Here is a 24,642-nt window from a genome sequence, read left to right on the forward strand (position 1 = left end):
GAGCAATCCCGCCCGGGCCCTCGATCGCCGGACATTTCTCGCGATGATGCTGGCTTCGGCCGGCAGCGCCGTGCTTGCCGGCTGCGGCGGCGGAGGCGGGGGAGCCAGCGAAGCACCGGTTGCGGGCACAGCCAGCGCCGCGACGAACTCGACAACGCCGACGTCGGCTGGAAGTACGTCGAGCGCCAACACGGCCACGCAGCAAAACACGTCCGCATCGCGCGGTCTGTTCTACGGCATCAACGGCCACATGGCGTATGGCGACGGCATCTACCGGACCATGTCGCCCGCCGCGCAGCTCGCCATTTTGCAAGACCTCGGCGTGACGAACTATCGCTGCGACATCGCGGGCGGCGGCATGGCGGCGACGCTCGCCAACGCATTGAAGGGACCATTCGCGAACAGCGGAGTGTCGATACTGCCGGTCTTGAATCCACTCTCCGCGCAGTGGAATCCGCACAGCGCCGAAGCGGCTGCGTACTCGCTCGGTTATGACATGGCGGTGCGTTGCACGCAGCCGCTGAAGGGGCTCGTGAAATACATCGAGTGCGGGAACGAACTCGACGTGCCGCTGAAAATCGGCGGCGACGGCAGTTCCACGGCGGACTGGAGCCCGGCCTGCTGGCCGTCGTTTCGCGGCGTGCTGCGCGGCATGATCGACGGCGTACGCTCTGTCGATCCGGCGATTCAGTGCGGCGTGAACGTCGGCATTCCAATGGCCTACCGCGCGTTGCAAATGCTCTGGAACGGCATTTCGCCCGATGGCACGGCGCAAGGCGTGAGCGGCGCGGCATCGCTGAGATGGGACTTCACGACCTATCACTGGTACGAAAGCTCCGGCGACATTCAGTGCGGCGGCCGATATCACGCGTGCGTCGACGTGCTGCAAGTGCTCAAGGACTCGTTCAATGTGCCGATCTGGCTGACAGAGTGGGGCTGGTCCGGTGCGAACGACACGCCGCAGCAAGCCGCGTCCTATACCGGCCGCGCGCTGGCGCAATATCACGCGATCAAGGACAAGTACAACATTCAGTCCATCATGATGTACGCGGTGATCGATTCCGATTACGGCCTCATTCAGGCCGATGGCGTGACAAAGAATCCGGCATACGGCGTGTTCAAGGATTTCGTGGCGGCTAACCCGGTGTGATGTCGTGTGGTGCCTGTTGGTCCATAAGCGAGCCAGTTCAGGAAGATCCCCGATCCGCAAACAAGTGAGGACGCGCATGCGCGCCGAGCCATCGGGCGTGCAACGTTCGTACCCGGTAGTTTGTGGAGTGTGGCGTCGGTGCGCCTATCGTGGATGCGTCGGGATGCGCGCCGCGTGCATCAAGTCCCGCGACTGCGGTCCGGCGATTGCTCGATAAGGCCATTCATACCGGAGCCCTGCTATGAGGCGCATTCTCACCGTTGTACGTCGAGTCGCATGCGGCCTGGCAATCGCCATTCCGATCAGTTCGCTCGCGCAAACATCGACTCAGCAAGTACCCATGACTCGCGCGCGTGCCCAATGCGAGCTTCGCGAACTGGAGAGCGTGGGATACAGGCCGTGGGAGGAAGACTTCTACTATCCGCGCAATCTGGAGTTGGCGCAGGCGCGGCTGGCAGCGAAGAAGCGCGCAGAAGGGCTCGAAGGTGTGGATACGTGCGGGGGCGGGCAGGCGTCTGGTGCGAGCGTTGGGAAGACGCAGTGAGCATGGGGCGACGCGGCCTTTTGATCGCACCGCCATTGATCCTGAACGGGAGTCGCACAAGTCATTCAGAATCGCGTAGCGGGCTAGCCGGCTGATTACGCGGTCTGCGCTCGACATATAGAGCGGTCTTTGCCAGAGCGATATTGGCATCAAGCGCGAGCGGATGATGCATATCCCGGCGGTTCGTCGGGAGGCAACTTTTTCGATTTATCGATCGTGGATGGGCGCGATGGTCGATCGATTCCGCGCAATGCCGACGCCGAGCAGCCCGGGCGGCTCGCCTGCAACGCGTCTTCGACAAAGCGGTTCGAGCTTGAACTGCGCAAACGGTCGCCATAACCCTTTACCGATGTGAACGGCGAACGCATGCGGCATGTGTAGCCAAATCATCGTTGGCACCGCTGCGGCATCGACCATTAAGGTCGTTCGTGCAACGCCTACAGCGAGGCGAGTTCTGGTCGCCCAACTGCCATTGATTCACTCGCGTCACCGGTTGAGTTCTCGCGCGTTTCTGAAGCAATGAATTGCAGTCGTCGTGGGCTGGGCTTGTAGATGATGTTTCTTTCGTCATCTCGGACCGCGAAGGACACGCTGTGGTCATGACCGTCCATAGCCAGCATTGCGACGCCCTTGTCGTGATGTCGCCGTCATACACCCAATCGCGTACCTCGTCAGGTCAGAATCGCTGACATTCGTGGTTATCGCGGCGCTCTGCGTCTCGCTCGACGTCTCGAACGTCCCGCGTCAATGACATCGCAATCAAGAAAACCACGAGCAACCGGCAAACAGCGCGACCCGGATCTTTTCTTCGCAATGCACTGCTTCTTTCAGCACTGACGTCCAAATAGCGCACATCTGCAAAAAACCGTCTGTCATCGCGGCGCGACAGCGCGCTCGAACTCGGACAACTCCCATATTACGAGATGTTGATCGCGGGAAAACTTTCAGGTCGTTTGACGCGGGCATGCGCTCGCGTGCCTGACACCTAGAAAGAAGCGAAGCATCGAATAATGAATAACGGGATTTACAAACTGGTGTTTAGCCGCGTGCGGCACATGATGGTAGCGGTCGCCGATTTCGCCACGGGACAAGGCGCGCAAGGCGGTAGCGCGACGCAACGCGCGTCGGTCGCCTCGCTCCAAGACATCGGATTGAGCCTTCCCATGCGTGCCGTGTCGTTCGCCGCGATGCTGATGCTCGGTACTGCTATGTCGATATCGCACGCGCAGATTGTCGCAGCACCCGGGTCGGCTGCGCAGGTGATTCAGACGCAGAATGGACTCCAGCAAGTCAACATCGCCAAACCGTCTGCTGCCGGCGTTTCCCTTAACAATTATTCACAATTTGACATTCCGTCGAAGGGCGCGATTCTCAATAACTCGCCGACGCTCGTGCAGACGCAGCAAGCGGGGTACATCAATGGCAACCCGAATCTCTCACCGGGACAATCGGCGGGGATCATCGTCAACCAGGTGTTGAGCAATTCGCCTTCGCAACTGAACGGCTATCTGGAAGTGGCCGGGCAGCGCGCGGAAGTCGTCATCGCCAACTCGAACGGCTTAGTGGTGAACGGCGGCGGCTTTATTAACACCTCACGCGCCATTCTCACGACCGGTACGCCGAACTTCGGCGCCAATGGCAGTCTCGCGGGCTTTAGCGTCAATGGCGGCAACATCACCGTGCAGGGTGCGGGACTGAATGCGACGAACGTCGATCAGGTGGACTTGCTCGCACGCGCGATTCAAGTCAACGCGGCCATCTATGCCAACAATCTGAACGCGGTCGCCGGCTCGAATCAGATCGACCACAACACGCTGGCGGCAACGCCAATCACAGGCAATGGTCCTGCCCCATCGGTTGCCATCGACGTGAGCGCGTTGGGTGGCATGTATGCGAACCGCATTTATCTCGTATCGAACGAGTACGGCGTCGGCGTTTCGAACAAGGGCGTGCTGGCAGCACAAGCGGGCGACCTAACGCTCCAGTCTAACGGCCAACTCGTGCTCGCCGGAACCACCAACGCGAGCGGTTCGATCAGCGCGAACGCCGGGCAGGGCATCAATAACATCGGCACGACCTACGCGCAAGGCAACGTCGTGGCCACGACGAGCGGCGCGCTCACGAACAGCGGGACGATTGCTGCGCAGAATAGTACGACGATCAACGCGGGCAGCGTCGCCTCGACGGGCACGCTTGGGGCGGGCGTGAACAACAGCGGCGCGGTCGGCAACGCGGGCGACCTCAACGTATCGGCGAGCGGCCAGTTGACTGCGACGGGCCAGAACGTGGCCGGCGGGAACGATACGCTTTCGGGCAGTGCGGTCACGCTCGACAACAGCGCAGGAACCACACAAGCGGCGCAACTGGCGCTCAACGCCACGAATCTCGTCAATCATGCGGGAACGATCACGCAGAGTGGCGCTGCCGCGATGAACGTCGCGGTCTCGGGCACGCTCGACAATTCGGCGGGTGGCACGCTCCAGACGAACAGCACCGACCTGACCTTGTCGCCCGCCACGCTCGACAACGACGGCGGCACCATCACGCATGCCGGTAGCGGCACACTGACAGTCAATGCGGGCAACGGCACGGGCGCGCTTTCGAACGCGGGCGGCACGCTTCAGAGCAACGGGCGGATCATCGCCCAGGCGGGCAGTCTCAACAACGCGGCGGGCGCGATCATCGGGCAGAAGGGTCTGGCTGCCACCGTCAGCGGGGCGCTCAACAATACGAAGGGCAAGCTGCTGTCGAACAACGACCTGAGTCTTGCGAGCGGTGCAGTGACCAACGATGCCGGACAGATCGGCGCTGGCGCGAACGAAACGATCGTTACCGGCTCTCTGACGAACAACGGTGGCTCGATCGTCGCGCCGAACCTCGCGGTGACGACCGGCGGCACGCTCGATAACAGCGGCGGCGATATCGAGGGCAACCAACTCGCGCTGGCTGCAACCGACCTGCTGAACCATGGCGGCACGATCACGCAATACGGTGCGTCATCGATGGGCATGAACGTCAGCAACGCGCTCGACAACTCGAACGGCGGCACGATTCAGACGAACAGCACGGACCTGACCGTCAACAGCGGTGGCGTGATTACCGGCAACGGCAATGTAGCCGTCGGCACGTCGGCGCTCGTCAATACGCAGAACGGCCAGCTGAGCGGGTCAAACGTCGAGGTGCAGGCCGATACTGTGGACAACAGCGGCGGGCAGGTTGGAACCTTTAGCGGCTCAAATGGCGACATCGCGATCACGACGACCGGCGCAGTTACCAACGCGAACGGACAGATCGGCGCAACACATAACCTCTCGGTGAATGCGGCCACGCTCACGGGTGGCGGCAGCTACAGCGCGGCCAATGACGTGGCGCTCACCGTACAAGGCGACTTCGCGCCGACGCCGGCTTTCCAGTTCAGCGCCGGTCATGACCTGTCCTTCACGCTGCCGGGCACGTTCAGCAATGGCGCGCTGTTGGAGGCGGTGAACAATCTCGGAATCAACGCGGGAGATATTCAGAACAGCGGAACGATGATGGCGGGCGGCACGCTCAGCACGCACTCGAGCACGCTGGAGAACACCGGCGCACTGGTCGGTGGCAGCGTTTCGCTGAACGCGACGCAGAACGTAATCAGCGTGCAGGACACGACGGTGTACGCGGGCATCGACTATGGACACGTGTTCGGACCGAATACAGCCTTTCTCGCAGGGACACAGCTCGTCGGCGCGGTGATCGGCATTCGCGGCGGCGTGCCCTCGAAGTACGCCGGTTTCAGCTACGACTTGTTCGCCGGCACGCCGCTCTACAAACCGGCGACGTTGGATACTTCACGCGTGACCGTCGGCTTTCAGATGACTGCGCAGTTCTAAGGAAGTTTGAGTAATGGTGGTCGTGCCGGCGGCAGCACAGCAGGCGTGAGCAACGCGAGCGGCGCATCGGTCAATGGCGCAAGCAGCGCGTCGACTCAAGCGGCGAGTGGCAACGGCGCGACCATCAACGCGCCGCAATCGGTCGCGGGACCGGCGGGCGCGTTGAACATTCCGTTGCCGACGAACGGGCTGTATCACTACAACACGTCGCCGAACGCGGCGTATCTGATCGCCACCGATCCGCGCCTGACGAGCTACACCAGCTTCATCTCGAGCGACTACATGCTCCAGGCGCTGAACCTGGCGACGACAAACCGTTGCTGAAACCACGAGACAAAGATTAACGCAAAAGAACGCGCCACTGAGCGTAAACACCTAAAAGACAGATCATTGAGTAAGTTATCCTAGCGTCGATACGACTCGCTCGAGAATATTGCAATATGATGAACAGCTTCGATTCGGCTATCGAAACCTATTTGTCGAACCTTCACCTCGGTCACTTCGCAACGGTATTCATAGAAAACGTCGCCGACCTTTCCCTGTTCAAAGGGCTCGTGCTTATCCCCGTGCTCTGGTGGATGTGGTTCCAACAGGACGAACGCCGCGAATGGCGGCGAGAAATGGTTCTCGCGACGCTTATCAGCGGCCTCGTGGCCCTAATGGTCGGAAGGCTGCTTAGTCAATCGCTGCCGTTCCGAGTGCGCCCCATCTACAGTGCCGAACTGCATTCGCACTTCGCAGCGAGCGATATCAAAGACGCACAGCTATCGAACTGGAGTTCATTTCCAAGCGATCACGCCATGCTCTGGATGGCCATCGCGACCGGCATTTATCTCGTGTCCCGTGTCATCGGTGTGGTGGCGATTCTCTATACCCTCGTGTTCATTTGCGTGCCGCGCGCCTATCTCGGCTTTCACTATCCCACCGATTTGCTCGTCGGCGCCGCTCTGGGCATCGCAATTACCTACGTCTTGACGCGCGATGCGATCCGGGTTCGCTACGCGGCGCCCGCGCTGCGATGGATCGAACGGTGGCCCGGCCCTTCGGCAATGTTGGCCTTCATCGTATGCGTCGAACTCGTCACGCAGTTCGACGAACTACGCAGGCTGGCGGGCAGTGTGCTCAAGCATCTTTAAGCAGGCGTTCCGGTGCGGGGCTGCGAGCATGTCGGTGGTCGGTTCGTCATGGTTTGTGTGTCGTCATCGCTTCGATGAGACGGGCTCTCATCCGGCCGAAAGAATGTGCGAGCGATGCGATCTCGTCGCCGCCGCTGCTCGGGAACGTGGCGACGTCAACATCGCTCAGGCTCGCGCGGTCCGCAGCACGCGACAGCGCAGCGAGCCGCCTCGTCACCATGAAGTTCACCAACACATTCAGCGCGATTAGAGCGCAGGCAAACACGGCGGCGAACGAAATCATCACCGTGCGCCAGACGCTTCTTGCCTGTTCGAGCGGCAGCGACATCGGCACCGAGACGAACTGCGCGCCGATCGTTTCATGCAAGGGCCAGCCAAATCCGTTCGCCGGTCCGTATTTGTCGAGCACCGTGCGCGGCGCTTCCGAAGGCGTGCTGTGGCACTGAAGGCATGCACCGGAGTCGATGCGCGTGGGGCGCGCGATGTACAGGCTGAGACCGAGCGGTGTAGCGCGCTCGCCGGTCACCTCATGCAACTCGGGATGGTCATGCAGCCGACGAATGACATCGTTTTCCCAGTCGGTCGCGCGGTCGCGCGGATTGGTCGGATTGAGCATCGCATGCTTGTAAGAGAACCCCGGCAGTTTCTTTTCCAGCGGAAGCAGGCTTTCTATCGCCGAATAAGCAGGGATTGACTGCGGCACGAACGCATATCGGATCTGCGTCGACAGCAGCGGTGTCACCTGCTCGGCCGTGTAGTTGTGTACCGCAGTGGCCGCTTCGATCATCAGGCTCGCGTCTCCGATCGTCGTCTGCGCGGCACTGTTCTGCAACGCCCGGTCGACCAGAATTCCGGTCACGACGTATCCCGCGCCAAACACAGCCAGGAAGGCGAGATTGAATTTCGCGGTCAGAGAGAGATTCATGACTGCTCCACACGATCGATCTGCAAACGCGGCAGTGCTTTTTCGCGCATAGGCGCTTCATTGCCCATGAATGTCCTCCGTTGCCGGATCATCGTCATGGCGCAACGCGGTGTCGCTTTCTTTGCGCGATGCAGGCAGCGTCTGAGCATGGGCTTTGTGCCGTGTCGCCGGCGCCTGCGGCGGCGGGTGAAGAATCGGGCGCCATTCGGGCAGAGTATTCAAATGTGCATCGATCTGCGCGCGAAAAGACGCCGACTTGAGCCGGGAAGCGAAGCGTGTGACGAACGTCTTGCGCTCGCTCACGTCGCTCGCGAGCCAGTCGGAGACGTCGTCGTAGTCCACGGGGCGCACAGGTGCCGCAAGGTCTTGTCTGCTCGTGATGTGGTCCGATAGGCCGACGAGGGCATCGCGGAAAGGCGGAGGCAACGCACCGACGAATTCTGCCGACGGGCGCGCTTGCGTGCGCAGCGATGTGTCCGCATCTCGTTCGACGTACTGGCCAGCGCCAAGCGTCTGCATGAACTGGCTGCCGCGGACTGTGCGCTCGATTGCGTCGTCGCCGATCTCGGCGAAGAGTGCGATGCGTTGAGCCGTGGCCATCGCGACAAGCGTCCACGCACCATCGCGTGTGGGCCGGATGTTTAGGCCCGGAAGCTCGATCGAAACCGGCTGTTGCCGCGCGATGCTGACCATGCAACTCGTCTTGAGCCAGCCGGATAACATCGAAATCCGCGTTAATCCTGCCGGCGCATGTTGCTGCATCGAACGGCTTGTCAGAAGAAGTTGTGTCTGCGGGCCCAACGCAATGAGCGTCCCCGTGCCGTCCTCGATTTGCGCCGCCTGGCCGGTGTCCGTCTTGACGATGTCGCCGTCGCGCAGCTTCACGCCCGCGCCCGCGCGATACAACGAAGCGCCACGAATGACCGACACGGGGTTTTCGGCAAATGTGATCAGAATGTCCGCACGAGCGAGCGAAACCGCGCATGTCATGATCGCCAATGCACCGCTCATGCCTGCGCGCCGCACTGTGGCCGCGCATATCAGAGAGAAACGGCATTCGAATGGCATTGGCAGCGTCCGTTGCGACGGTGTTTTCGACATGATGTACCGCATACCGTTTGCTTCAGTGTCTCGCTGACCATAGCCGCTGCACAGTGAATTCGCGTGGGCGCGAAGCTTCCTGACTGACGCCGCCCGTTACAAATGCCCGCTGAAAAAAACAATGTACAGCATGGCCAGTACGATAAATAGTACAACTGAAAGAAGGTTGAGCAAGAGCTTCGAGCGAGCATCCTTTTTGACCCCGGGCGCATCGTTTACGTGCGACGCGCCATACGCATGCGCCTCCGGTTTCACCAGTTGATGATCGTTCGCAGGTGCAGCGTCGTGTTCCTCGTGAGCGGGTTCGCGCGCCTCCGATTCATGAACGCTTCGCTGTTCGACGTCCACGTCGCGCTTCACTTGCTCGCGCGCCGCCGCGTCTGCCTGCTCGCTGTGCGTTGCCGCGTCGAAGTGAAACGCCCGGTTGGGGAAAACCTTGACGCGCGTGAGATCGCCCTTCCGCGCATTCACCTGATGCAGGACAGGACGCGGCGCGTTGGCGCCGAAGCCAATGACCATCTTCTCGAAGGCGGCATCGCGGATATCCGCGAACGATAGCTGCTCGGCATATCCTTCCGCGCCTTCGCGAAGCACTTCGAGTATGGCACCCGAGAACAGCGTGATCTTGGCATTGGGAGGCCCGATGGAAACCTCTCCCACCGGGCTTGAGCACATCAGCAATGTGCCGCGACTCGGTTCTTCGTCCGATAGGTCCTTCGCGGCGGTCGCAGCAACGGCCTGATCGAGTGTCGCCGACATGCCAATGAATTCCCGCGCGGCGGCCTCGGAAAAGCAGCAGTCGAGCACGACGATACGGCGCTGCTGCGGCGCGGCGACCTTGAGTACACGGGCGAGATCCGATGCCCGGATGCCGGTCTCCGACTCCATGCCCCGGTGACTGCTTCGCACGAGAAGCGAGAGATGGCCCTGATCGTCGGTCTGACCATGCCCGACGTAGTAGACGAGGACATCGGCGACGGGGCGGCCTTCGTCGCGCCGTTCACGCAGCAGCACATCGAACGTGTCTCTGAGGCGTGCGAGTTGTTCGCCGGCGGGCGCGGGGTCGTCGAAAAGATCCAGCACGAGACTGGGATCCAGCCCCAACCCGGCGCTGTCGATCAGGTAACGCACGAACTCCTTCGCCGCATGCAGGAAAGCGGGAGCGCGTCCCAGTCCGGCGCCGGTCCAGTCGTGTGAGCCGAGAACGACTGCTGCGGTCGATTCAGAGGCAAGGAAGTGGGACGCCTGCACGATGCGAGTCTCCCGCCTCAACCCCGGATGATCTCGGCGATTCGCACGGCAGCTTCCGCGTCGACGCCTGCGACCACGGCCTTGACGCTGCCGACGCTCTGGTCCAGTTCGATGGTGATGGACGCGCCTTTTCGCGCCCGCAGCCAGCCCGCAAGACCTTGGGCGATGGCGAGCGTGGCGCCGGATGTCGCGATAGCGTTGACGATGGTGCCCAGATCCATGGTCGCCTCGTCCGCCTTCTGGCGATCGACGTCGAGCACCGGATCGAGTTCTCTGAGCATGTCCGCCAGCGCCTGACTCGCTTGACCTGCCGTGGCCTGATCCTCAGCCGAAACGGTAAAGCGGTAACGTTCCTTGTCCATGCCTACTCCCTTCGACGGTTGAAAAGAGCTACGTTTGCAGCATTGAACGCTATCTGCGCCAGGAATCGCCCGTTGAATCCATTGTTCACGCTTGATCGACAGTTGTCCATACATGTTCTTACGTGGACGTGTGCGAAAGCGCAGTGGGTCCAATCAACGCAATGCGCCGCGACGTCCTTATGAACGCGTGCGGTTAATCAGTCAGGAATGCGTCGCGTTTTCGCGGAGAATCAGCGTTTCGAATGGTCGCTGTGTGATTGCGGCGTATCAGGGGCGGCCGATTGTGGTGGCGTGCTGGATATCGTCAGACGAACGTTGATCGATAGCTGCGCCGGAGGGTCCTTCGCTCAGTTCGCCATGGCTTCGCGGCTAAGCGACGGCGTCGAATATCGAGGTGCAGACGACGCGTGGAATTCGCACGCTGGAAGCTTGCTCCGTTCGTCTAGCTGACTCAAGACGCCCCGTGCGCGAACGTTCGATGAAAGCGGCTCAACCGCGCGACTTATTGATGCGAACGCGGGCCATGTGACTCGAAAGAAAGCGCGAGATGCACCTCGCAGCGGCGATGATCTCGACGACGCCAATGCGAGTGCATTGGCGTCCCGCCCGCACATCCTTCAAGGCATGGCCTTAGAGAATGCGGTCCAATGCCTTCGCGACTCTGGCCACCGCTCCATCGACATCATGCAATTTGTCCAGGCCAAACAGCCCGATGCGAAAGGTCTTGAAATCCGCGGGCTCGTCGCATTCGAGGGGAACGCCCGCCGCCACCTGCAAACCTGCATCGGCGAACTTCTTGCCGGATCGAATGCCGTCATCGTCCGTGTAACTGACAACGACGCCCGGCGCCTCGTAACCTTCGGCTGCCACGCTTTTGAAGCCTTTCTCAGCCAACAGCGAGCGGATGCGCTTGCCGAGTTCGAGCTGCTCCGCTCGCACCTTGTCGAAGCCGTATGTCTCGGCCTCCTTCATGGCGTCGCGCAGCGTCGCGAGACTGTCCGTGGGCATCGTGGCGTGATACGCGAATCCGTCCTTCTCGTAGGCTTCCATGATCTGCAGCCACTTGCGAAGGTCGCACGCGAAACTCGTGCTCGTCGTCGCTTCGATTCTTTCGCGGGCAAGGGGACTCAGCATCACGAGCGCGCAACAAGGCGACGCGCTCCATCCTTTCTGCGGCGCGCTGATGAGGACATCGATCCCACTCGCCTGCATGTCGACCCAGACGGTGCCCGAGGCGATGCAGTCGAGTACGAACATGCCTCCCACTGCATGAACCGCGTCGGACACCGTGCGCAGATAGCTATCCGGCAGCATCACGCCGGATGCCGTTTCGACGTGCGGCGCGAAGACCAGATCAGGCTTGTGCTGATGGATCGCCGCGACCACGTCTTCAATGGGCGGAGGTGCATACGGGGCCTGCCTGCCTTCTCGCACCGGACGCGCCTTCAGCACGACCGATTCGGACGGAATGCCGCCCATGTCGAAGATCTGCGACCAGCGGAAGCTGAACCAGCCATTGCGAATGACGAGACATTTCTTGCGCGTCGCAAACTGCCGCGCCACGGCTTCCATGCCGAACGTCCCGCTGCCCGGCACGACAACGGCTGAATGCGCGCGATAGACCTTCTTGAGCACAGCGGAGATGTCGCGCATCACGGCTTGAAACCGCTGCGACATATGATTGAGTGATCGATCGGTGAAAACGACCGAATATTCGAGGAGTCCCTCGCGGTCGACATCGGGAAGTAAACCTGGCACGCTCGCCTCCTGCAATGGCAGAAAAGAAGGATCGAAACTCATTTTAGCGATAACCGCGCGCGGCGGCTTCATGCGCTGGCCGCCGGGCCAACGCGGACCGCGCTTTCGATGCGCTCTCGGCGGCGGCTATCGACTCGTCATGAGGGCTACCGCAATAGCAATGCCCTGACCCGGTGCCGCATCGTCAAGCCTTCGAGGATACATCCATCGACGGCCGTGTTCATGCTGACGCGGATTCCGTGTCACTCTGGTCGAGATGGAGGATTGCGACCATTGGATTCAGCATGAACAGACCGAAGGGTTCAACGAGATCAGTACCGGGCTTATGAGGATTCCTGAGCATATTATTAAATGCAGCGTATTGCTCTTCCCGCTCTTGCCATGACAAACGCGACGTGCAGCACAAAGCAGCGCCTTTTTGCCTCTCGTCGCTCTTTCGTCAGTTGTGTCCAGACTCATTTCCCGATATGTGAACATCCGCAAGATCCGCTTCACGCGCCAACCGCCGGACGCTTATGCTTATGCCGCCCGGCACAATCCCTGCGACCCCGTCACTCGCTGCGTTGACTGGCTTCGACCGCTAGAATGAACCGGCTCTGGCCGAATGCACTCGACGAACCGTCGCCATCAACGCTTGATCGAAAGCTTTCCATACGAAAGGAGTCTGGACATGATGAATCGGGAAAATCCCGTGTGGCTGATTACCGGCTGCTCGACGGGCTTTGGCCGCGAGTTGGCGAATGCCGTGCTTGAGCGCGGCTGGCGCGCAGTGGTCACGGCACGCGACCCGTCGAAAGTGCAGGACATCATCAAGGGACACGAAGATCGCGCGATCGTCTTGCCGCTCGACGTGCAAAAGCGCGACCAGATCGCGAAGGCCGTGGAGCAATCGATGCAACGCTTCGGCCGCATCGACGCGCTCGTCAATAACGCGGGCTACGGCTATCTCGCGGCGATCGAGGAAGGCGAGGACGATGTCGTGCGCGACATGTTCGAGACCAACGTGTTCGGTCTCGTCGACATGACGAAGGCGGTTCTGCCGGTCATGCGGGCGCAAAAGAGCGGCATCGTCATCAATGTCTCGTCGATCGGCGGGATCACCAGTTTTGCCGCGACGGGTTACTACCACGGCACGAAATACGCGGTAGAAGGCATATCGGAGTCGCTCGCGACGGAACTGAAGCCGCTCGGTATCGATGTGCTGATCGTCGAGCCGGGTCCGTTTCGAACCAATTGGGCGGGGCCGTCGATCAAGTCGTCGGCGACCGAAATCGCCGACTATGCCGCGACCGCCGGCGAGCGCCGCAAGCAGACCGCCGCGCGCAGCGGCAATCAGGCCGGCGACCCGGTGCGCGCGGCGCACGCCATCATCGAAGCCGCTACTGCCGATACGCCGCCGCTGCGCCTGCTGCTAGGCAAAACCGCGCTGGAGCTTGCGCGCAAGAAACTGGATCTGCTCAAGCGCGACTTCGACACATGGGAAAAGACGACGATCGGCGCGGACTTCCCGGAAAACGAAGCGTAATCCGCTTGCCCGCAGCGGGACGCGCGCCTCACTCGATCAGGCTCAGCGCCTCCGCCAGTTCCATGAGCGGCACGGGTTTGACGAAGTGACGTTCGAACCCGGCGTCCGCCGAGCGTTTCCGGTCGTCGGCCTGGCCGTAGCCGGTCAATGCGAAGAGCCGGGGCGGGTCCGCCCGATGTTGCCGCTGCAGCGCGTCGGCCAACTGGTAGCCGTCCATGCCCGGCAAGCCGATATCCAGCACGGCAAACGCCGGGCAAAATTGCGCCGCGACTCTGAGTGCCGTCTCCGGCAGGCTCGCGGTCGCCACTTCGAAGCCGAGTTCGGTGAGAAAGGCTTCCATCGCCAGCAGACCGTCCTCGTTGTCGTCGACGAGCAGCACGCGAACGCCGTTGCCTTCGGGAAGCGATTGCCCGTGCGGCGGCGCGTCCGCTGGCACGAGCGCATGCGGTGCGGTCGGCAGCGTCACGACGAAGGTGGAACCCTTGCCCGGCCCGTCGCTCATGGCCGTGACCGTGCCGCCGTGCAGTTCGACGAGATTCTTCACCAGCGCGAGGCCGATTCCCAATCCACCCTTCGCGCGATCGATGGTGGTCCGGCCCTGCTCGAAAATCGTGAAGAGGCGGGGCATCAGTTCATCGCTGATGCCGGCGCCGTTATCGGACACCGACACGACCATATCGGTCGCGCGCGTCACGGCGTCCACGCGGATGTTTCCGCCGGGATCCGTATATTTCGCCGCGTTGTTGAGCAGATTGCCGAAGACCTGCGTGAGCCGCGTGAGGTCGGCGGAGATCAATGCGCCGTCGTCCGTCACGCTAAGCGACAAGGTCTGTCCGCGTTGCTCGATCAGCGGACTCGCGGCCTCGATCGCGCGCGTCAGCACCGAGCCGATCCGCACGGGTTCCAGATGTAGTTCGATAGACCCGCGCGTGATGCGGCTCACGTCGAGCAAATCCTCGACGAGGCGCGACAGGTGCGACACCTGCCGCTCGATGATGTCGTGATACTTGTCCGCCGTTCCCCCGCGATGTTTGCGGATGAGACCGAGCGCGGTGGTGATCGGCGCGAGCGGGTTGCGAAGCTCGTGCCCCAGCATCGCGAGAAATTCGTCTTTTGCCCTGCTGGCCGTTTCGCGTTCGTGCGTGGCGCGCGCGGCCTGTAAGCCCGTCGCCGCAAGCGATGTCGCCGCGCGCAGGAACGCGAGGTCCGTCACGGAGGGAAACGACGGTTCCGCCGAGCCGAACCAGACGCTGCCCTGTCCGGCGGTGTATCCCATGCTCATGCGCACGAGTCTTCGCGCGCCGGCGGGCGTCGCCTGAAGCACCGGACGAGGGCCGATGGGCATGTACTGCCACGCTTTGATCGCCGGCTCCCACGCAAGGCGCGTATCCGCGTTCGCCTGCGCTTCGCATAGGCGCAGGCTGTCGAATGCGGGCGCGTCGGGAAGCAAGGGCACGTGCGCGTAGCAGATATCCAGACGCACGATCCGCTCGACGGCTTCGATCATCAGTTCGATCACCGTGCGGCCATCGCGTCCCGCCCACAATGCGGGCAGCGCCAGAAGGCCCATTAGGTCGCGCAGGCTGCGCTCCGGGGCATCCCGCGAGAGCGCCTCGAAAGCCGTGTCAGCGGTCATGCTATTCGACGTTTGCCTGCGAACGGCTCGCCGCCGCAGCGCCTTGGCTGGACTCGACGGAGCGACGCCGTTTGAGCTCTTGAATCATCTCCGATGGCGGCGTGAAGAACGGATTCTCCTGCACGACCCCGTTGATCAGCGTCATCGGGTGCGTGCGCAACAGGTCCATCAGCATCGCGCCCGAGAGCTTCGCCATGTCATACACGCAGATGGCGGGCTGCCGATTGCGTTCGAGCACCTCGTTGACTTCCGCTTCGTATTCGATCAGCTTGGGCGCGACTTCGATATCGCCGAACACCCAGTCCATGTTCCCCATGATCCGCACACGCGAAAAGCCCGCTGCGTGACCCCGGCCGGTCAAATCATCGACAGCGGCGAGCATCCGGTCTTTGTCGAACGCGCCATCTTCGTTGAGATAGGCATCGCGCCACGAGACGACTTCGAGTTGACCGCAGGCCTCGCAATGCGCGGCATCGATGCCCGATGCCGTCAGCCGGGCGCGATGGTCCGTCAGCAGCGCGGGATCCACAATATGCATGACCTTTTCGCCGCTATCGACCGCCTCCTTGAAGAAGGGATTGAGCGTTGCGTACTCTTCGTCGCGGCTGTTGAAGAATGCGCAGACGTGATACGCGTCGAGCGGCGTACCGGCCAATGTTGGCGGATGCATGAAAGCCTTATCGTGGAAATGTGAGTTCGCGGCAATGATACGCTAGTGCAAGACGTCGTTCATTGGCACGCTGTGCACGTTCAGATGCGAGTGTTAGATGGAGTAAATCTGACCGATACCGACCGATGTGGCCGCCAATCAGCCCGAATCCAAGGGGGCGTCGCGATTCCCGCGTGATGCAGTCGGCCGGTGCTGAATAAGTGACGCACTCTGTCCAAATTCGTTTGAACTACTAATGAATGAAAAATGGACGGTCAGACCCGGCGCGCGATTCGCAGGTCCGTGAAGATCAGTTGCGACATCGCGGGCCACACCGATCGCATTGCTGATCGCGCCCATCACGCCGCAAATCATCTGATGCGAACCGATGCACGACATCCGCGAGTACACCGGAATCGGGAGTGAATTTACTTGCGGCGGGGCGGCCCGGTGCCGTCCGAGGATTAGGCGAATCCATTGACCCGCCAGAGAGACCGAAAGCGCCTGAAAGAGAAGAGGCACATCATGCGCGGGTTTGCCCCTACCGCGCGATAAACAAATGGAATTGCTTTCCGACGAAATGTGATTGGATTTTTAGCGGATGCCGACTTATGGTGCGTCAGTCCAATGCCGCAACGCGCGCGTTGGAATCGCCAAACGGCCTCGCCGATAGAAAAAATATCCAGGAGACATACCCATGGAGCAATCCTCCACGGCGCCGCGTGTGCCGGAGTCGGACGCCAGCGGCGCTCAGACCATCGCTTCGGCGGACCGCGCTTCGCCACGAGTGCGGCGAATCCAGCGCACCGCGCTTGCCTTGCTCCTGCTGAGCGGCGTCATCAACTACATCGATCGCGCGACGCTGTCCATCGCCAATCCGTTGATTCGGCACGATCTCGGGCTCTCGGTCGGCGAAATGGGCTTGCTGCTTTCGGCGTTTCTGTGGGCGTATGCGTTCGCCCAACTGCCGGCGGGCGCGCTGGTCGATCGCTTCGGCGCGCGCATCATGCTCGCCGTCAGCCTGGCGACCTGGTCGGTGGCGCAAGCATTCGGCGGCGTCGTGACGAGCTTCGGCCAGTTCTTCGCCGCGCGCATGGTGCTCGGAATCGGCGAGGCGCCGCAGTTCCCGACGAGCGCCAAGGTCGTCCGCGACTGGTTCGGCAAGAAGGAGCGGGGCGCCGCGACCGGCATCTGGAACAGCTCGTCGACGCTCGGCACCGCGATATCCGCGCCGCTCCTGACGGTCGTGATGTTGACCGTGGGCTGGCGATGGATGTTCGGCATCATGGGCATCGCCGGGCTCGTCGTGGCGCTGTGCTTCTTTCTCGTGCATCGCAACCCGCATCAGGTCGCGTTGACGCCGAGCGAGCGCGCGTATCTGTCCGATGTCGAGGGCGAAGTGCAAACCCGTCCGACGTGGCGCGAGTGGCGGCGTCTCTTCGAATTCGGCACGACGTGGGGCATGCTGCTCGGCTTCTTCGGCACGATCTACGTCCTGTGGCTCTATAACGCATGGTTGCCGACGTATCTGCAGATGGAATTCCACCTGACCATCGCCAAGTCCGGCTGGGTGGCTGCGGTGCCTTATCTTTTCGGCGTGATCGGCAGTCTCTCGGGCGGGAAGATTTGCGACGTGCTCGCGCGGCACGGCGTATCGGCGGTCAATAGCCGCAAATATCCGATGGCGGCGTCCCTCTTCGGTGTCGCCGTGTTCACGGTGCTGACCGGCCTCACGCACAGCGCGGCGCTGGCCGTCGTGTTCATCTCCGTGTCGATGCTGCTGCTGTATGTGTCGAGCAGCGCGGCCTGGGCGACGGCCTCAGTTGCGGCGCCCGCGAACTGCACGGCGTCGATCGGCGCGATGCAGAACTTCGGCGGCTACTTCGGCGGCGCGCTGGCACCGGTGGTTACGGGCTTCATCGTGCAGCAGACGCACTCGTTCCAGCCCGCGCTGTTCGTCGGGGCGGGCGTGGCTGCGGTCGCGTTGATCGGCTATTGGGTGCTCGTGCGCGGCCCGATTCCGCCCGCCGCGCTCGACGAAGTCGCATAACGGCAACGAACCGCCGCGACTCGCTCTCTCGTTAGTTAGTCAGTGAGTCCGGCGGGAAACGCAATCTCATAACGCTGCGCAGCGGCTTCGAGCGCCGGCGCAATCGTCGGATGCAGCATGACGCCGTCGCGCAGTTGCTCGCGCTTCAGGCTCAGTCCGCGATCTCCCGGCATCCGCACGCTCGACGTTCCGGGGCGCGGCGGATTCTCGCGGCAGGCGTCGCCGAGCCAGTCCATCTGCCGCGCGAATGCGTCGGGACCGCCGAAGGCTGCCGGATCGTACAGCGACAGGAAGACGGTAGCGCCCCAGCCATCCGGGGCATCGGCCCGGCCGTGTCCTGCGAGACCGCCTGTCATCGCCTCGATCAGCAGCGCGAGGCCGAACCCCTTGTGTCCCCACGTCATGCCGCCAACCGGCAGGATCGATCCGGGAGGCTCGGTTGCGAGCACGGCCGGATCGCGGCTGGGGTGGCCTTCGGCGTCGAGAAAGCAGGCCTCATCGAACAGCTCGCCTGCTTTATGCCGGCGCGCGGTCATGCCGTTCGTGACGGTCGATGCGGAGATGTCGATGAGAAACGGCGTGCCCGACGTGGGAATGCCCGCCGCGATCGGATTCGGCGTGAACACCGACCGCGTGCCGCCGTGAGGCGCGACGCTCTGCACGGCAGGATCGGAACTGGCGAGCACGATCATGAAGCCGTCGGCCGTGGCTTTCTCCAGATAACTCGCCAGGCAGGCGATATGGTGGCTGCGCCGGATCACCAGCGTCGCGCTGCCATACTCTCTCGCCCTCGGCGCGAGCGTTTCGATCCCGCTTAGAACCAGCCACGGGCCGGGAAGACGACGGCCATCCCACAACACGCTGGCGCGGCGGTCCGACACGACCTCCGGCTCGCCGGAGCAGGTCATCGCGCCGTTCTCGATCTCGCGGATATAACCCGGCAGCAACGCGAGGCCGTGCGTGTCGTGACCCATCAGGTCGCCGTCCACGAGCGTGCGGGCCACGGCTTGCGCCTTCGCGTCGTCCAGTCCGGCCTTGACCAGGAGATGGTGCGCGAAGCTTAGCAATTCATCGGCGGAGTATCGGACTCGTGTATTCATCGTGATGGCGTCAGTGAGGGTGAGCGTTGGAGGACAGCGGGGCGCTTCGAATTGTCCGATGCGCTTTCGATAAGCGTCCAATCGCGAATTGAGTAGAATCAATTCCATTCGGTTATGAGTCGGCGCGTGTTTACCCTATGTCGCAAGATTCCACCCTCTCCGCTGCCCAGGTGCTGACGAAGCTGCGGTTCAGGCATCTCCAGTTGCTCGAACTGCTGGGGCGCACGCGCAATTTGCGTATCGCGGCCGAGCAGATGCACATCACGCAGCCGGCCGCGACAAAGATCCTGAGCGATCTCGAAGCCATGTTCGATGCGCCGCTCTTCGAACGCTTGCCGCGCGAAATGCGGCCGACCGATCTCGGCACGCTCTCCGTGCGCTACGCCAGCACGACGCTTTCGAATCTCGGCAAGTTTTCCGGTGAGTTCGCGACACTGAAGAACGGCGGCTACGGCCATCTCACGGTAGGCATCATCGCCGCTTCCGCCGCGCAACTCGTCACCGCGACGATCAAGGAGATTCAGCGCCGACGTCCGCGGCTCATCATCAAGCTGGTCGAGCAGAGCAGCGATCAACTCGCGGCGTGGCTCGAAGAAAGGCGAATCGATGTGATGGTCGGGCGGCCAACCGAAGCACGGCACGAAGCCCTGTTCCATGTGGTAAATCTTCTGGCGGAGCCGGTGCGTGCGGTCGTCGGGCAACATCATCCGTTGCTGCGCGAGCGGCGCGTGGAGATGACCGGCCTCGGCCAATGGCCGTGGATTCTGTATCCGCAAGGCACCGCCATGCGGCGGCTATTCGAGGAGACGTTCGCGGCAGCCGGCATGGTCGCGCCGGTGGGCATCGTGGAAACACCGTCGATCTTTTCAACGCTGGAGTTGCTGCAAGCCACCGACATGATCTCGCTTCAGCCACAGGCCGCGATGGACAAATACGTGAAGCACGGCCTTCTCGGTTATCTCGACGTGCCGATACGGCGGACCCTGTCGAACTACAGCGTCATCACGCGTAAAGACGAAGCGACCTCGCAGGCGATGGACGAATTCGTCGGCATTCTGTTGTCGATCGCCGCGCAGTGCGAGCGTTGATGGCGAACCGCGCGCGCTATTCGACGATGGACGCCGCCAGCCGATAACGGTTCCTGCCTTCGCGCTTCGCCTCATACATCGCGCTGTCGGCGGCGGCGAGAAGCGCATCCGGCGTCGTCCGCGCCTGCGCGCCGCAGACGACGACGCCCACGCTCGTCGCGATCGTCACCTCGACGCCGGCTAGACAGAATGGCCGGTTCAACGCACTGCAAATGGCGTCGGCCATGCGCGCGGCGGTGGCATCGTCCGCGACACCGTGACTGACGATGACGAACTCGTCGCCCGCGAGACGGCTCGTGAAATCGCTATGCCGTACCGTCTCCCTGAGGCGAGCGCCGACCAGCCGCAGCAACTCGTCGCCCGCTTCGTGACCGTATTCGTCGTTGACCGGCTTGAACTCGTCGAGATCGAGAAAGAAGAGTGCGAGCGCCTGCCGTGCGGGCGCCTCGGATGCGATGTTCTGCGCGAGATGCAGCAGCAACGCACGCCGGTTCGGCAGGCCGGTCAGCGGATCGCGCATCGCTTGCGCCCGTAGCTGGCGCTCCGCCTGCCTGCGCGACGTCACATCCTGCGCCATCATGTAGAACCCGATCACCTCACGCCCGCGCATGTCGGGCACGAGCGACACGCTCCACGTGCGCGGATCGGCTTCGTGATCTTCCACATCGTCGTGTTGCAGACGCTCGCCCGCGAGCGCGCGCTGAAACGAAGGCGCGAGCGTTCGATACAAGCCAGGCGGCATCGCCGATGCGACCGGCTTGCCGCGCATGGACGCCGCATCGCGCCCGAGCAGCCGCCGGTAGCCGTCGTTGTTGAACTGATAGTGCAACTCGCGATCGACATAGGCGATCAGCACCGGCATGCTGTCCGTGACCTTCTGTATCGCTTCGCGGCTTTCGATGATCTCTGCTTCGACGCGCTTGCGCTCGCTCACGTCGGTGATGAAAGCGAAGAGCGTCTTGCCGTCCGCGGTCGCGGCGGTGGAGATACGCAGCTCCGCCGGAAAGATGTCGCCGGAGCGGCGCAGCGCCGTCACTTCCGTCGCTTTCGCGAGAATCGTCGCGACGCCTGTGCGAAGAAAGCGGCGCATGCCCGCCTCGTGCGCCGTGCGCCACGCGGGCGGAATGATGGTCTCGGCCATCGACAGGCCGATGACTTCGTGCCGGCCCCAGCCGAACATGTGCTCGGCGGCGTCGTTCCACTCGATGATGTGTCCTTGGTTGTCTATTGCGATATACGCGTCCTGCGCGTTGTCGATCACCGCCTGAAGATGCTGGTTCTGCGCGCGCAGCGTCGCTTCGATCGTCTCGCGCCGCGCCACCTCGCCGCGCAATTGCGTGTTGGTCGCGCGCAGTTCGGCGGTGCGCTCGCTCACTTGCTCCTCCAGTGCGACGCGATGCTCGCGCTGTAGCCGCTCGTTTTCCTTGCGCGCCTGAATGTCCTCGACGACCGCGATGAAGTGCAACGGCTCGCCATTGGCCTGCCGCACGAGCGCGACATGTAGCTGAACCCACAAATGCGAGCCATCGCTGCGCAGATAACGCTTTTCCATCGCGTAAGTCGGAATCTGTCCCGCGAGCAGTTGACGCAGGTTTTGCAGATCGCTATCCAGATCTTCGACGAACGTAATCTGCTGAAAGGTCAGCGCCACGAGTTCGTCCGCGCGATAGCCGAGCATCTCGCAAAGACGCGCATTGACCTCGATGAAGCGGCCATTGAGCGCGACAATCGCGGCGCCGGTCGGCGTCTGCTCGAAGATCGTGCGAAACCTCGTTTCCGAGAGACGGATGGCCTGCGTGTCCGCATGATGCAGCACCCGCGCCGAATACGTGCTTTCGCGCGATAGCAGCTCGCGCTCCACGATGGCGGCAAGATCGCGCATGGCCGCGCCGTCCTCGGGCGATAAGCGGCGCGGCACCGTATCGATGGCGCACAGCGTGCCGATTGCGTGGCCGTCGGTCGAACGCAGCGGCACGCCCGCATAGAAGCGCACGGACATCGGGCCGGCGACGAGCGGGTTGTCGCAAAAGCGCGGATCGTTGCGCGCGTCCTCGATGACGAGCATCTCTGCTTCGTGCAGCGCGTGCGAGCAGAAAGAAACATCGCGCGATGTCTCGCATGCTTCGATCCCGAGCCGCGACTTGAACCACTGGCGATGCTCGTCGACGAGCGACACGAGCGCGATCGGCACCGCGAGCAGCCGCGCCAGCACGCGCGTCACGCGATCGAACGCCTCTTCGGCGGGCGTGTCCAGAATGTGCAGGCTGCGCAATACGCGCAGACGTTCGATTTCGTCTTCGGGCGGGGCGGCTACTTGCATGGATGCGGTTTTGGAACATGAACGCGGATAGGACGGTTCATTCTAAACGGCAGCGGCGTGTGCGCTTTCCGCGTTCTCAGAGGCGGCGTGGCAACGCGCGCTCAGGCTCGAGTTCGCGGTGCGATGCGATCCAGGAGGACAGTGCAATGCTGCCATCGATAAACAGGAGCGCACTCGGCGGCAGTAAGGCGTCTGTATGCATTGGACAGCCGCTCGATAGGCGTGGGGGTGATCGTTCAAAGCAAAGGGCCAGCACGCCCGTGCATGGCAGAGCCGCGTCCCGCACGCCCGCATGCAACATTTGTTAGGGTGACGAATCAGCGTACGAATCGTCGTGCTGCTGTGTGCGCGCGACAACGCGGCGCGTGCTGCGCTTCTTGCCAACAGGCGGGGGATTGCCTATACCTATAGGGTCCCACGGCAAGCCCTGTTAAGACGTGACCGATTCCGCGCAAAGGATTTTTCCAGGCCGGGTTCCGAGACCCGGCCATACGTTGAGGAATCCTTCGCAAGTATCCGTCGGATGAAGACATCTTCCGGCAGGTCCGGCACGAGCGTTGAATTCTCCAGTCCGAACGGCGGGAGGCCCAGCGGCATGAGCATCGCGAGGTTCATCGGTATCCGTTAGCCGTAGAAAAATAAACGCCGCTTTGCTCATCGGAGCAACCGCACATGTCGAACCCCGTGGGTTTCTGGAGCTACGCTCGCAGCGACGACGCGCATAGCGATGGTCATCTGAGCCAGCTACGCACTATCGTGGGCAAGGCGATCGCCTTGCAGTACGGTGCGGACATCACGATCTGGCAGGACATTCAGGCCATTCCGCCGGGAGCGGACTGGGCGGCTTCGATCGAACGTACGATTGGCCAGACCGTGTTCTTCATGCCCATCGTCACGCCGCGCTATCTGAAAAGCACGAATTGCCTCGCCGAATACCAGTCGTTCCGTTATCGCATGCTCGAACTCGGGCGTGACGACCTCATTTTTCCGATTCTTTACGTCGGCGTGGACCAGCTCACCGCCGAAGACACCGCGTTCGGGCCGGACCTCGCAACGCTGCGGCGGCATCAGTGGATCGACTTTCGACCGTTGCGTCATGCCGATTGCCGATCACACGAAGTCTGGACGTGGGTCGACGGACTGGCGGAAAACATTCTGAAAGTGGCCGTGCCGGTGTCGAAGGCGGAGCATGCCGCGGCCGCAACCGGAACCGACGCGAGCCAGCAGCGCGAGGCGGCGAGGGCGGCCGAGAAAGCGCGACAGCAGGAAGAGGCAGCGAGGGCCGCGAAAGCCTTCGAGAACGCGCGCCAGCAAGACATGGCCGCGCGGGCGACGGAGAAAGCACGGCAGCAAGCGGCCGTCGAGCAGGAGCGTCAGCATCAGGCGGCGGCGCGAGCGGCCGAGCAGGCGCGGCAGTGGGAAGCCGCGCAGACGCCGCTCGAAGATCCCGGCCGGCCAGACGTGATCGACGCCCGCCCCGACCTCATTTCGTCGGTCGGACCGTCCGGCAACGCGCTGGTGGCATCGCACGTCGTCCGAACCCGTGCGGTTCCGGTCCCCCAAAGGCGGCTCGGCATGCTGGCGGTCGCGGCCGGCGGGCTCGTCATCGTCGCGGCAGGAGCGATCGTCGCGGTATTCCAGCGCCTCGAATTGCCGCAAACGCCGAAGGTCGTTCCGGCTCCGGTCCCGATGATCAGACCGCCCGCGTCGACGGTCAGTCCGCCCACATCGACGACGACTTCGCCCGCATTCCCGGCGCCCACCGCAAAGGACAGCACCGCGCCGGCGGCGAAGGCCCCGGATCTCGAAGGCAGCGTCGATCAGGTCCTCGACTCGGCGGGGTTCATCGTGTCCGGGAAGATCGTGAATCTCTACGGTATTCGCGGAGAAGACGGGCGTCCTGCCCGGGCGATGCAACGCTATCTGCAGAGCGAAGGAAACATGCTCCGGTGTTTCGCGCACGATGAGGCCTATCAATGCTTCGCTAACGGGCACGACGTCGCTGTCCACGCGGTTCGCCTGGGATGGGCGCGCACGCGGGAAGGCGCGCCGCCGCAATACGCGGCCGCCGAAGAAGACGCGCGGCGCGCACGCGCCGGCGTCTGGAGCAAGTAAGCCGCCATCGGCCACCACGGTTGTTGCAGGAGACAAGCGATGAATAGGTATCTGTCCGCAGTG

Annotated in this window: 17 protein-coding genes and 1 pseudogene; 9 read left to right on the top strand and 9 right to left on the bottom strand. The window is 62.6% G+C overall.

From position 1 onward, the window contains the following. Positions 1–43: 43 nt before the first annotated feature. The 5 genes and pseudogenes from GV035_RS03270 (at position 44) to GV035_RS03290 (ending at position 6,699) form a co-directional block, all read left to right on the top strand. Positions 44–1,150: a glycosyl hydrolase gene (locus GV035_RS03270; RefSeq protein WP_236572409.1), complete on the top strand. Its 1,107-nt coding sequence runs from the start codon at positions 44–46 to the stop codon at positions 1,148–1,150. A gap of 241 nt (positions 1,151–1,391) precedes the next feature. Beyond that, positions 1,392–1,694 carry a DUF4148 domain-containing protein gene (locus tag GV035_RS03275; RefSeq protein ID WP_159833336.1) on the top strand — a complete coding sequence of 101 codons (303 nt, stop codon included), beginning with the start codon at positions 1,392–1,394 and terminating at the stop codon, positions 1,692–1,694. Between the two features lie 1,010 nt (positions 1,695–2,704). Next, positions 2,705–4,804 (top strand): annotated as a pseudogene (locus tag GV035_RS03280) (two-partner secretion domain-containing protein); the annotation flags it as partial. An 804-nt stretch (positions 4,805–5,608) separates the two neighbouring features. Next, entirely contained in the window at positions 5,609–5,887 is a 279-nt protein-coding gene (locus GV035_RS03285) for a hypothetical protein (protein WP_159833340.1), read from the top strand. A 119-nt stretch (positions 5,888–6,006) separates the two neighbouring features. Then, positions 6,007–6,699 (top strand): phosphatase PAP2 family protein, encoded by a 693-nt coding sequence (locus GV035_RS03290; RefSeq protein ID WP_159834935.1) that lies wholly within the window; start codon positions 6,007–6,009, stop codon positions 6,697–6,699. A 46-nt stretch (positions 6,700–6,745) separates the two neighbouring features. On the opposite strand, the gene GV035_RS03295 is transcribed toward GV035_RS03290, so the two are convergent. The 5 genes from GV035_RS03295 to GV035_RS03315 all read right to left on the bottom strand — a co-directional run bounded on the left by GV035_RS03295 (position 6,746) and on the right by GV035_RS03315 (position 12,096). Next, positions 6,746–7,624: a c-type heme family protein gene (locus tag GV035_RS03295; protein WP_159833342.1), complete on the bottom strand. Its 879-nt coding sequence runs from the start codon at positions 7,622–7,624 to the stop codon at positions 6,746–6,748. Positions 7,625–7,681: 57 nt separating this feature from the next. Beyond that, on the bottom strand, positions 7,682–8,635 hold the full coding sequence (locus tag GV035_RS03300; RefSeq protein ID WP_159833344.1) for a hypothetical protein: 954 nt from the start codon (positions 8,633–8,635) through the stop codon (positions 7,682–7,684). Positions 8,636–8,821: 186 nt separating this feature from the next. Beyond that, complete coding sequence (locus GV035_RS03305; RefSeq protein ID WP_159833346.1) at positions 8,822–9,856, bottom strand: caspase family protein; 1,035 nt, start codon at positions 9,854–9,856, stop codon at positions 8,822–8,824. Between the two features lie 137 nt (positions 9,857–9,993). Then, complete coding sequence (locus tag GV035_RS03310; protein ID WP_159833348.1) at positions 9,994–10,338, bottom strand: effector-associated constant component EACC1; 345 nt, start codon at positions 10,336–10,338, stop codon at positions 9,994–9,996. A 630-nt stretch (positions 10,339–10,968) separates the two neighbouring features. Continuing rightward, positions 10,969–12,096 carry an aminotransferase class V-fold PLP-dependent enzyme gene (locus GV035_RS03315; protein ID WP_159833350.1) on the bottom strand — a complete coding sequence of 376 codons (1,128 nt, stop codon included), beginning with the start codon at positions 12,094–12,096 and terminating at the stop codon, positions 10,969–10,971. A gap of 670 nt (positions 12,097–12,766) precedes the next feature. On the opposite strand from GV035_RS03315, the gene GV035_RS03320 reads away from it, so the two are divergent. Further along, positions 12,767–13,621 carry an oxidoreductase gene (locus GV035_RS03320; protein WP_159833352.1) on the top strand — a complete coding sequence of 285 codons (855 nt, stop codon included), beginning with the start codon at positions 12,767–12,769 and terminating at the stop codon, positions 13,619–13,621. 28 nt (positions 13,622–13,649) lie between these two features. On the opposite strand, the gene GV035_RS03325 is transcribed toward GV035_RS03320, so the two are convergent. Next, on the bottom strand, positions 13,650–15,257 hold the full coding sequence (locus tag GV035_RS03325; protein ID WP_159833354.1) for a hybrid sensor histidine kinase/response regulator: 1,608 nt from the start codon (positions 15,255–15,257) through the stop codon (positions 13,650–13,652). Between the two features lies 1 nt (position 15,258). Then, positions 15,259–15,927 carry an MEDS domain-containing protein gene (locus GV035_RS03330; protein ID WP_159833356.1) on the bottom strand — a complete coding sequence of 223 codons (669 nt, stop codon included), beginning with the start codon at positions 15,925–15,927 and terminating at the stop codon, positions 15,259–15,261. Between the two features lie 676 nt (positions 15,928–16,603). On the opposite strand from GV035_RS03330, the gene GV035_RS03335 reads away from it, so the two are divergent. Then, positions 16,604–17,956, top strand: a complete 1,353-nt coding sequence (locus GV035_RS03335; protein WP_159833358.1) for an MFS transporter — start codon at positions 16,604–16,606, stop codon at positions 17,954–17,956. A 35-nt stretch (positions 17,957–17,991) separates the two neighbouring features. Here GV035_RS03335 and GV035_RS03340 read toward each other — a convergent pair whose 3' ends face one another. Then, positions 17,992–19,056 carry an Ldh family oxidoreductase gene (locus tag GV035_RS03340; RefSeq protein ID WP_159833360.1) on the bottom strand — a complete coding sequence of 355 codons (1,065 nt, stop codon included), beginning with the start codon at positions 19,054–19,056 and terminating at the stop codon, positions 17,992–17,994. A gap of 137 nt (positions 19,057–19,193) precedes the next feature. Between GV035_RS03340 and GV035_RS03345 the strand changes: the two genes are divergently transcribed. Continuing rightward, positions 19,194–20,144, top strand: a complete 951-nt coding sequence (locus GV035_RS03345) for a LysR family transcriptional regulator (RefSeq protein WP_159833362.1) — start codon at positions 19,194–19,196, stop codon at positions 20,142–20,144. A 16-nt stretch (positions 20,145–20,160) separates the two neighbouring features. Here the strand turns inward: GV035_RS03345 and GV035_RS03350 are convergent, their stop codons facing one another. Further along, positions 20,161–22,464 (bottom strand): PAS domain S-box protein, encoded by a 2,304-nt coding sequence (locus tag GV035_RS03350; RefSeq protein ID WP_159833364.1) that lies wholly within the window; start codon positions 22,462–22,464, stop codon positions 20,161–20,163. A gap of 672 nt (positions 22,465–23,136) precedes the next feature. On the opposite strand from GV035_RS03350, the gene GV035_RS03355 reads away from it, so the two are divergent. Next, the gene (locus tag GV035_RS03355; protein ID WP_159833366.1) at positions 23,137–24,579 is read left to right on the top strand and encodes a toll/interleukin-1 receptor domain-containing protein; all 1,443 of its coding nucleotides are present in this window, start codon (positions 23,137–23,139) and stop codon (positions 24,577–24,579) included. Positions 24,580–24,642: the final 63 nt, after the last annotated feature.

This window comes from Burkholderia sp. 8Y (assembly GCF_902506145.1).
In the GTDB taxonomy this organism is placed as follows: domain Bacteria; phylum Pseudomonadota; class Gammaproteobacteria; order Burkholderiales; family Burkholderiaceae; genus Caballeronia.

Bases quoted from the DNA above. Each gene is read 5' to 3' on its own strand.
- GV035_RS03270 (WP_236572409.1), top strand. From the start codon at position 44: ATGATGCTGGCTTCGGCCGGCAGCGCCGTGCTTGCCGGCTGCGGCGGC.
- GV035_RS03355 (WP_159833366.1), top strand. From the start codon at position 23,137: ATGTCGAACCCCGTGGGTTTCTGGAGCTACGCTCGCAGCGACGACGCG.
- GV035_RS03300 (WP_159833344.1), bottom strand. From the start codon at position 8,635: ATGAGCGGTGCATTGGCGATCATGACATGCGCGGTTTCGCTCGCTCGT.
- GV035_RS03340 (WP_159833360.1), bottom strand. From the start codon at position 19,056: ATGAATACACGAGTCCGATACTCCGCCGATGAATTGCTAAGCTTCGCG.
- GV035_RS03350 (WP_159833364.1), bottom strand. From the start codon at position 22,464: ATGCAAGTAGCCGCCCCGCCCGAAGACGAAATCGAACGTCTGCGCGTA.
- GV035_RS03335 (WP_159833358.1), top strand. From the start codon at position 16,604: ATGGAGCAATCCTCCACGGCGCCGCGTGTGCCGGAGTCGGACGCCAGC.
- GV035_RS03325 (WP_159833354.1), bottom strand. From the start codon at position 15,257: ATGACCGCTGACACGGCTTTCGAGGCGCTCTCGCGGGATGCCCCGGAG.
- GV035_RS03320 (WP_159833352.1), top strand. From the start codon at position 12,767: ATGATGAATCGGGAAAATCCCGTGTGGCTGATTACCGGCTGCTCGACG.
- GV035_RS03275 (WP_159833336.1), top strand. From the start codon at position 1,392: ATGAGGCGCATTCTCACCGTTGTACGTCGAGTCGCATGCGGCCTGGCA.
- GV035_RS03330 (WP_159833356.1), bottom strand. From the start codon at position 15,927: ATGCATCCGCCAACATTGGCCGGTACGCCGCTCGACGCGTATCACGTC.
- GV035_RS03310 (WP_159833348.1), bottom strand. From the start codon at position 10,338: ATGGACAAGGAACGTTACCGCTTTACCGTTTCGGCTGAGGATCAGGCC.
- GV035_RS03295 (WP_159833342.1), bottom strand. From the start codon at position 7,624: ATGAATCTCTCTCTGACCGCGAAATTCAATCTCGCCTTCCTGGCTGTG.
- GV035_RS03290 (WP_159834935.1), top strand. From the start codon at position 6,007: ATGAACAGCTTCGATTCGGCTATCGAAACCTATTTGTCGAACCTTCAC.
- GV035_RS03345 (WP_159833362.1), top strand. From the start codon at position 19,194: ATGTCGCAAGATTCCACCCTCTCCGCTGCCCAGGTGCTGACGAAGCTG.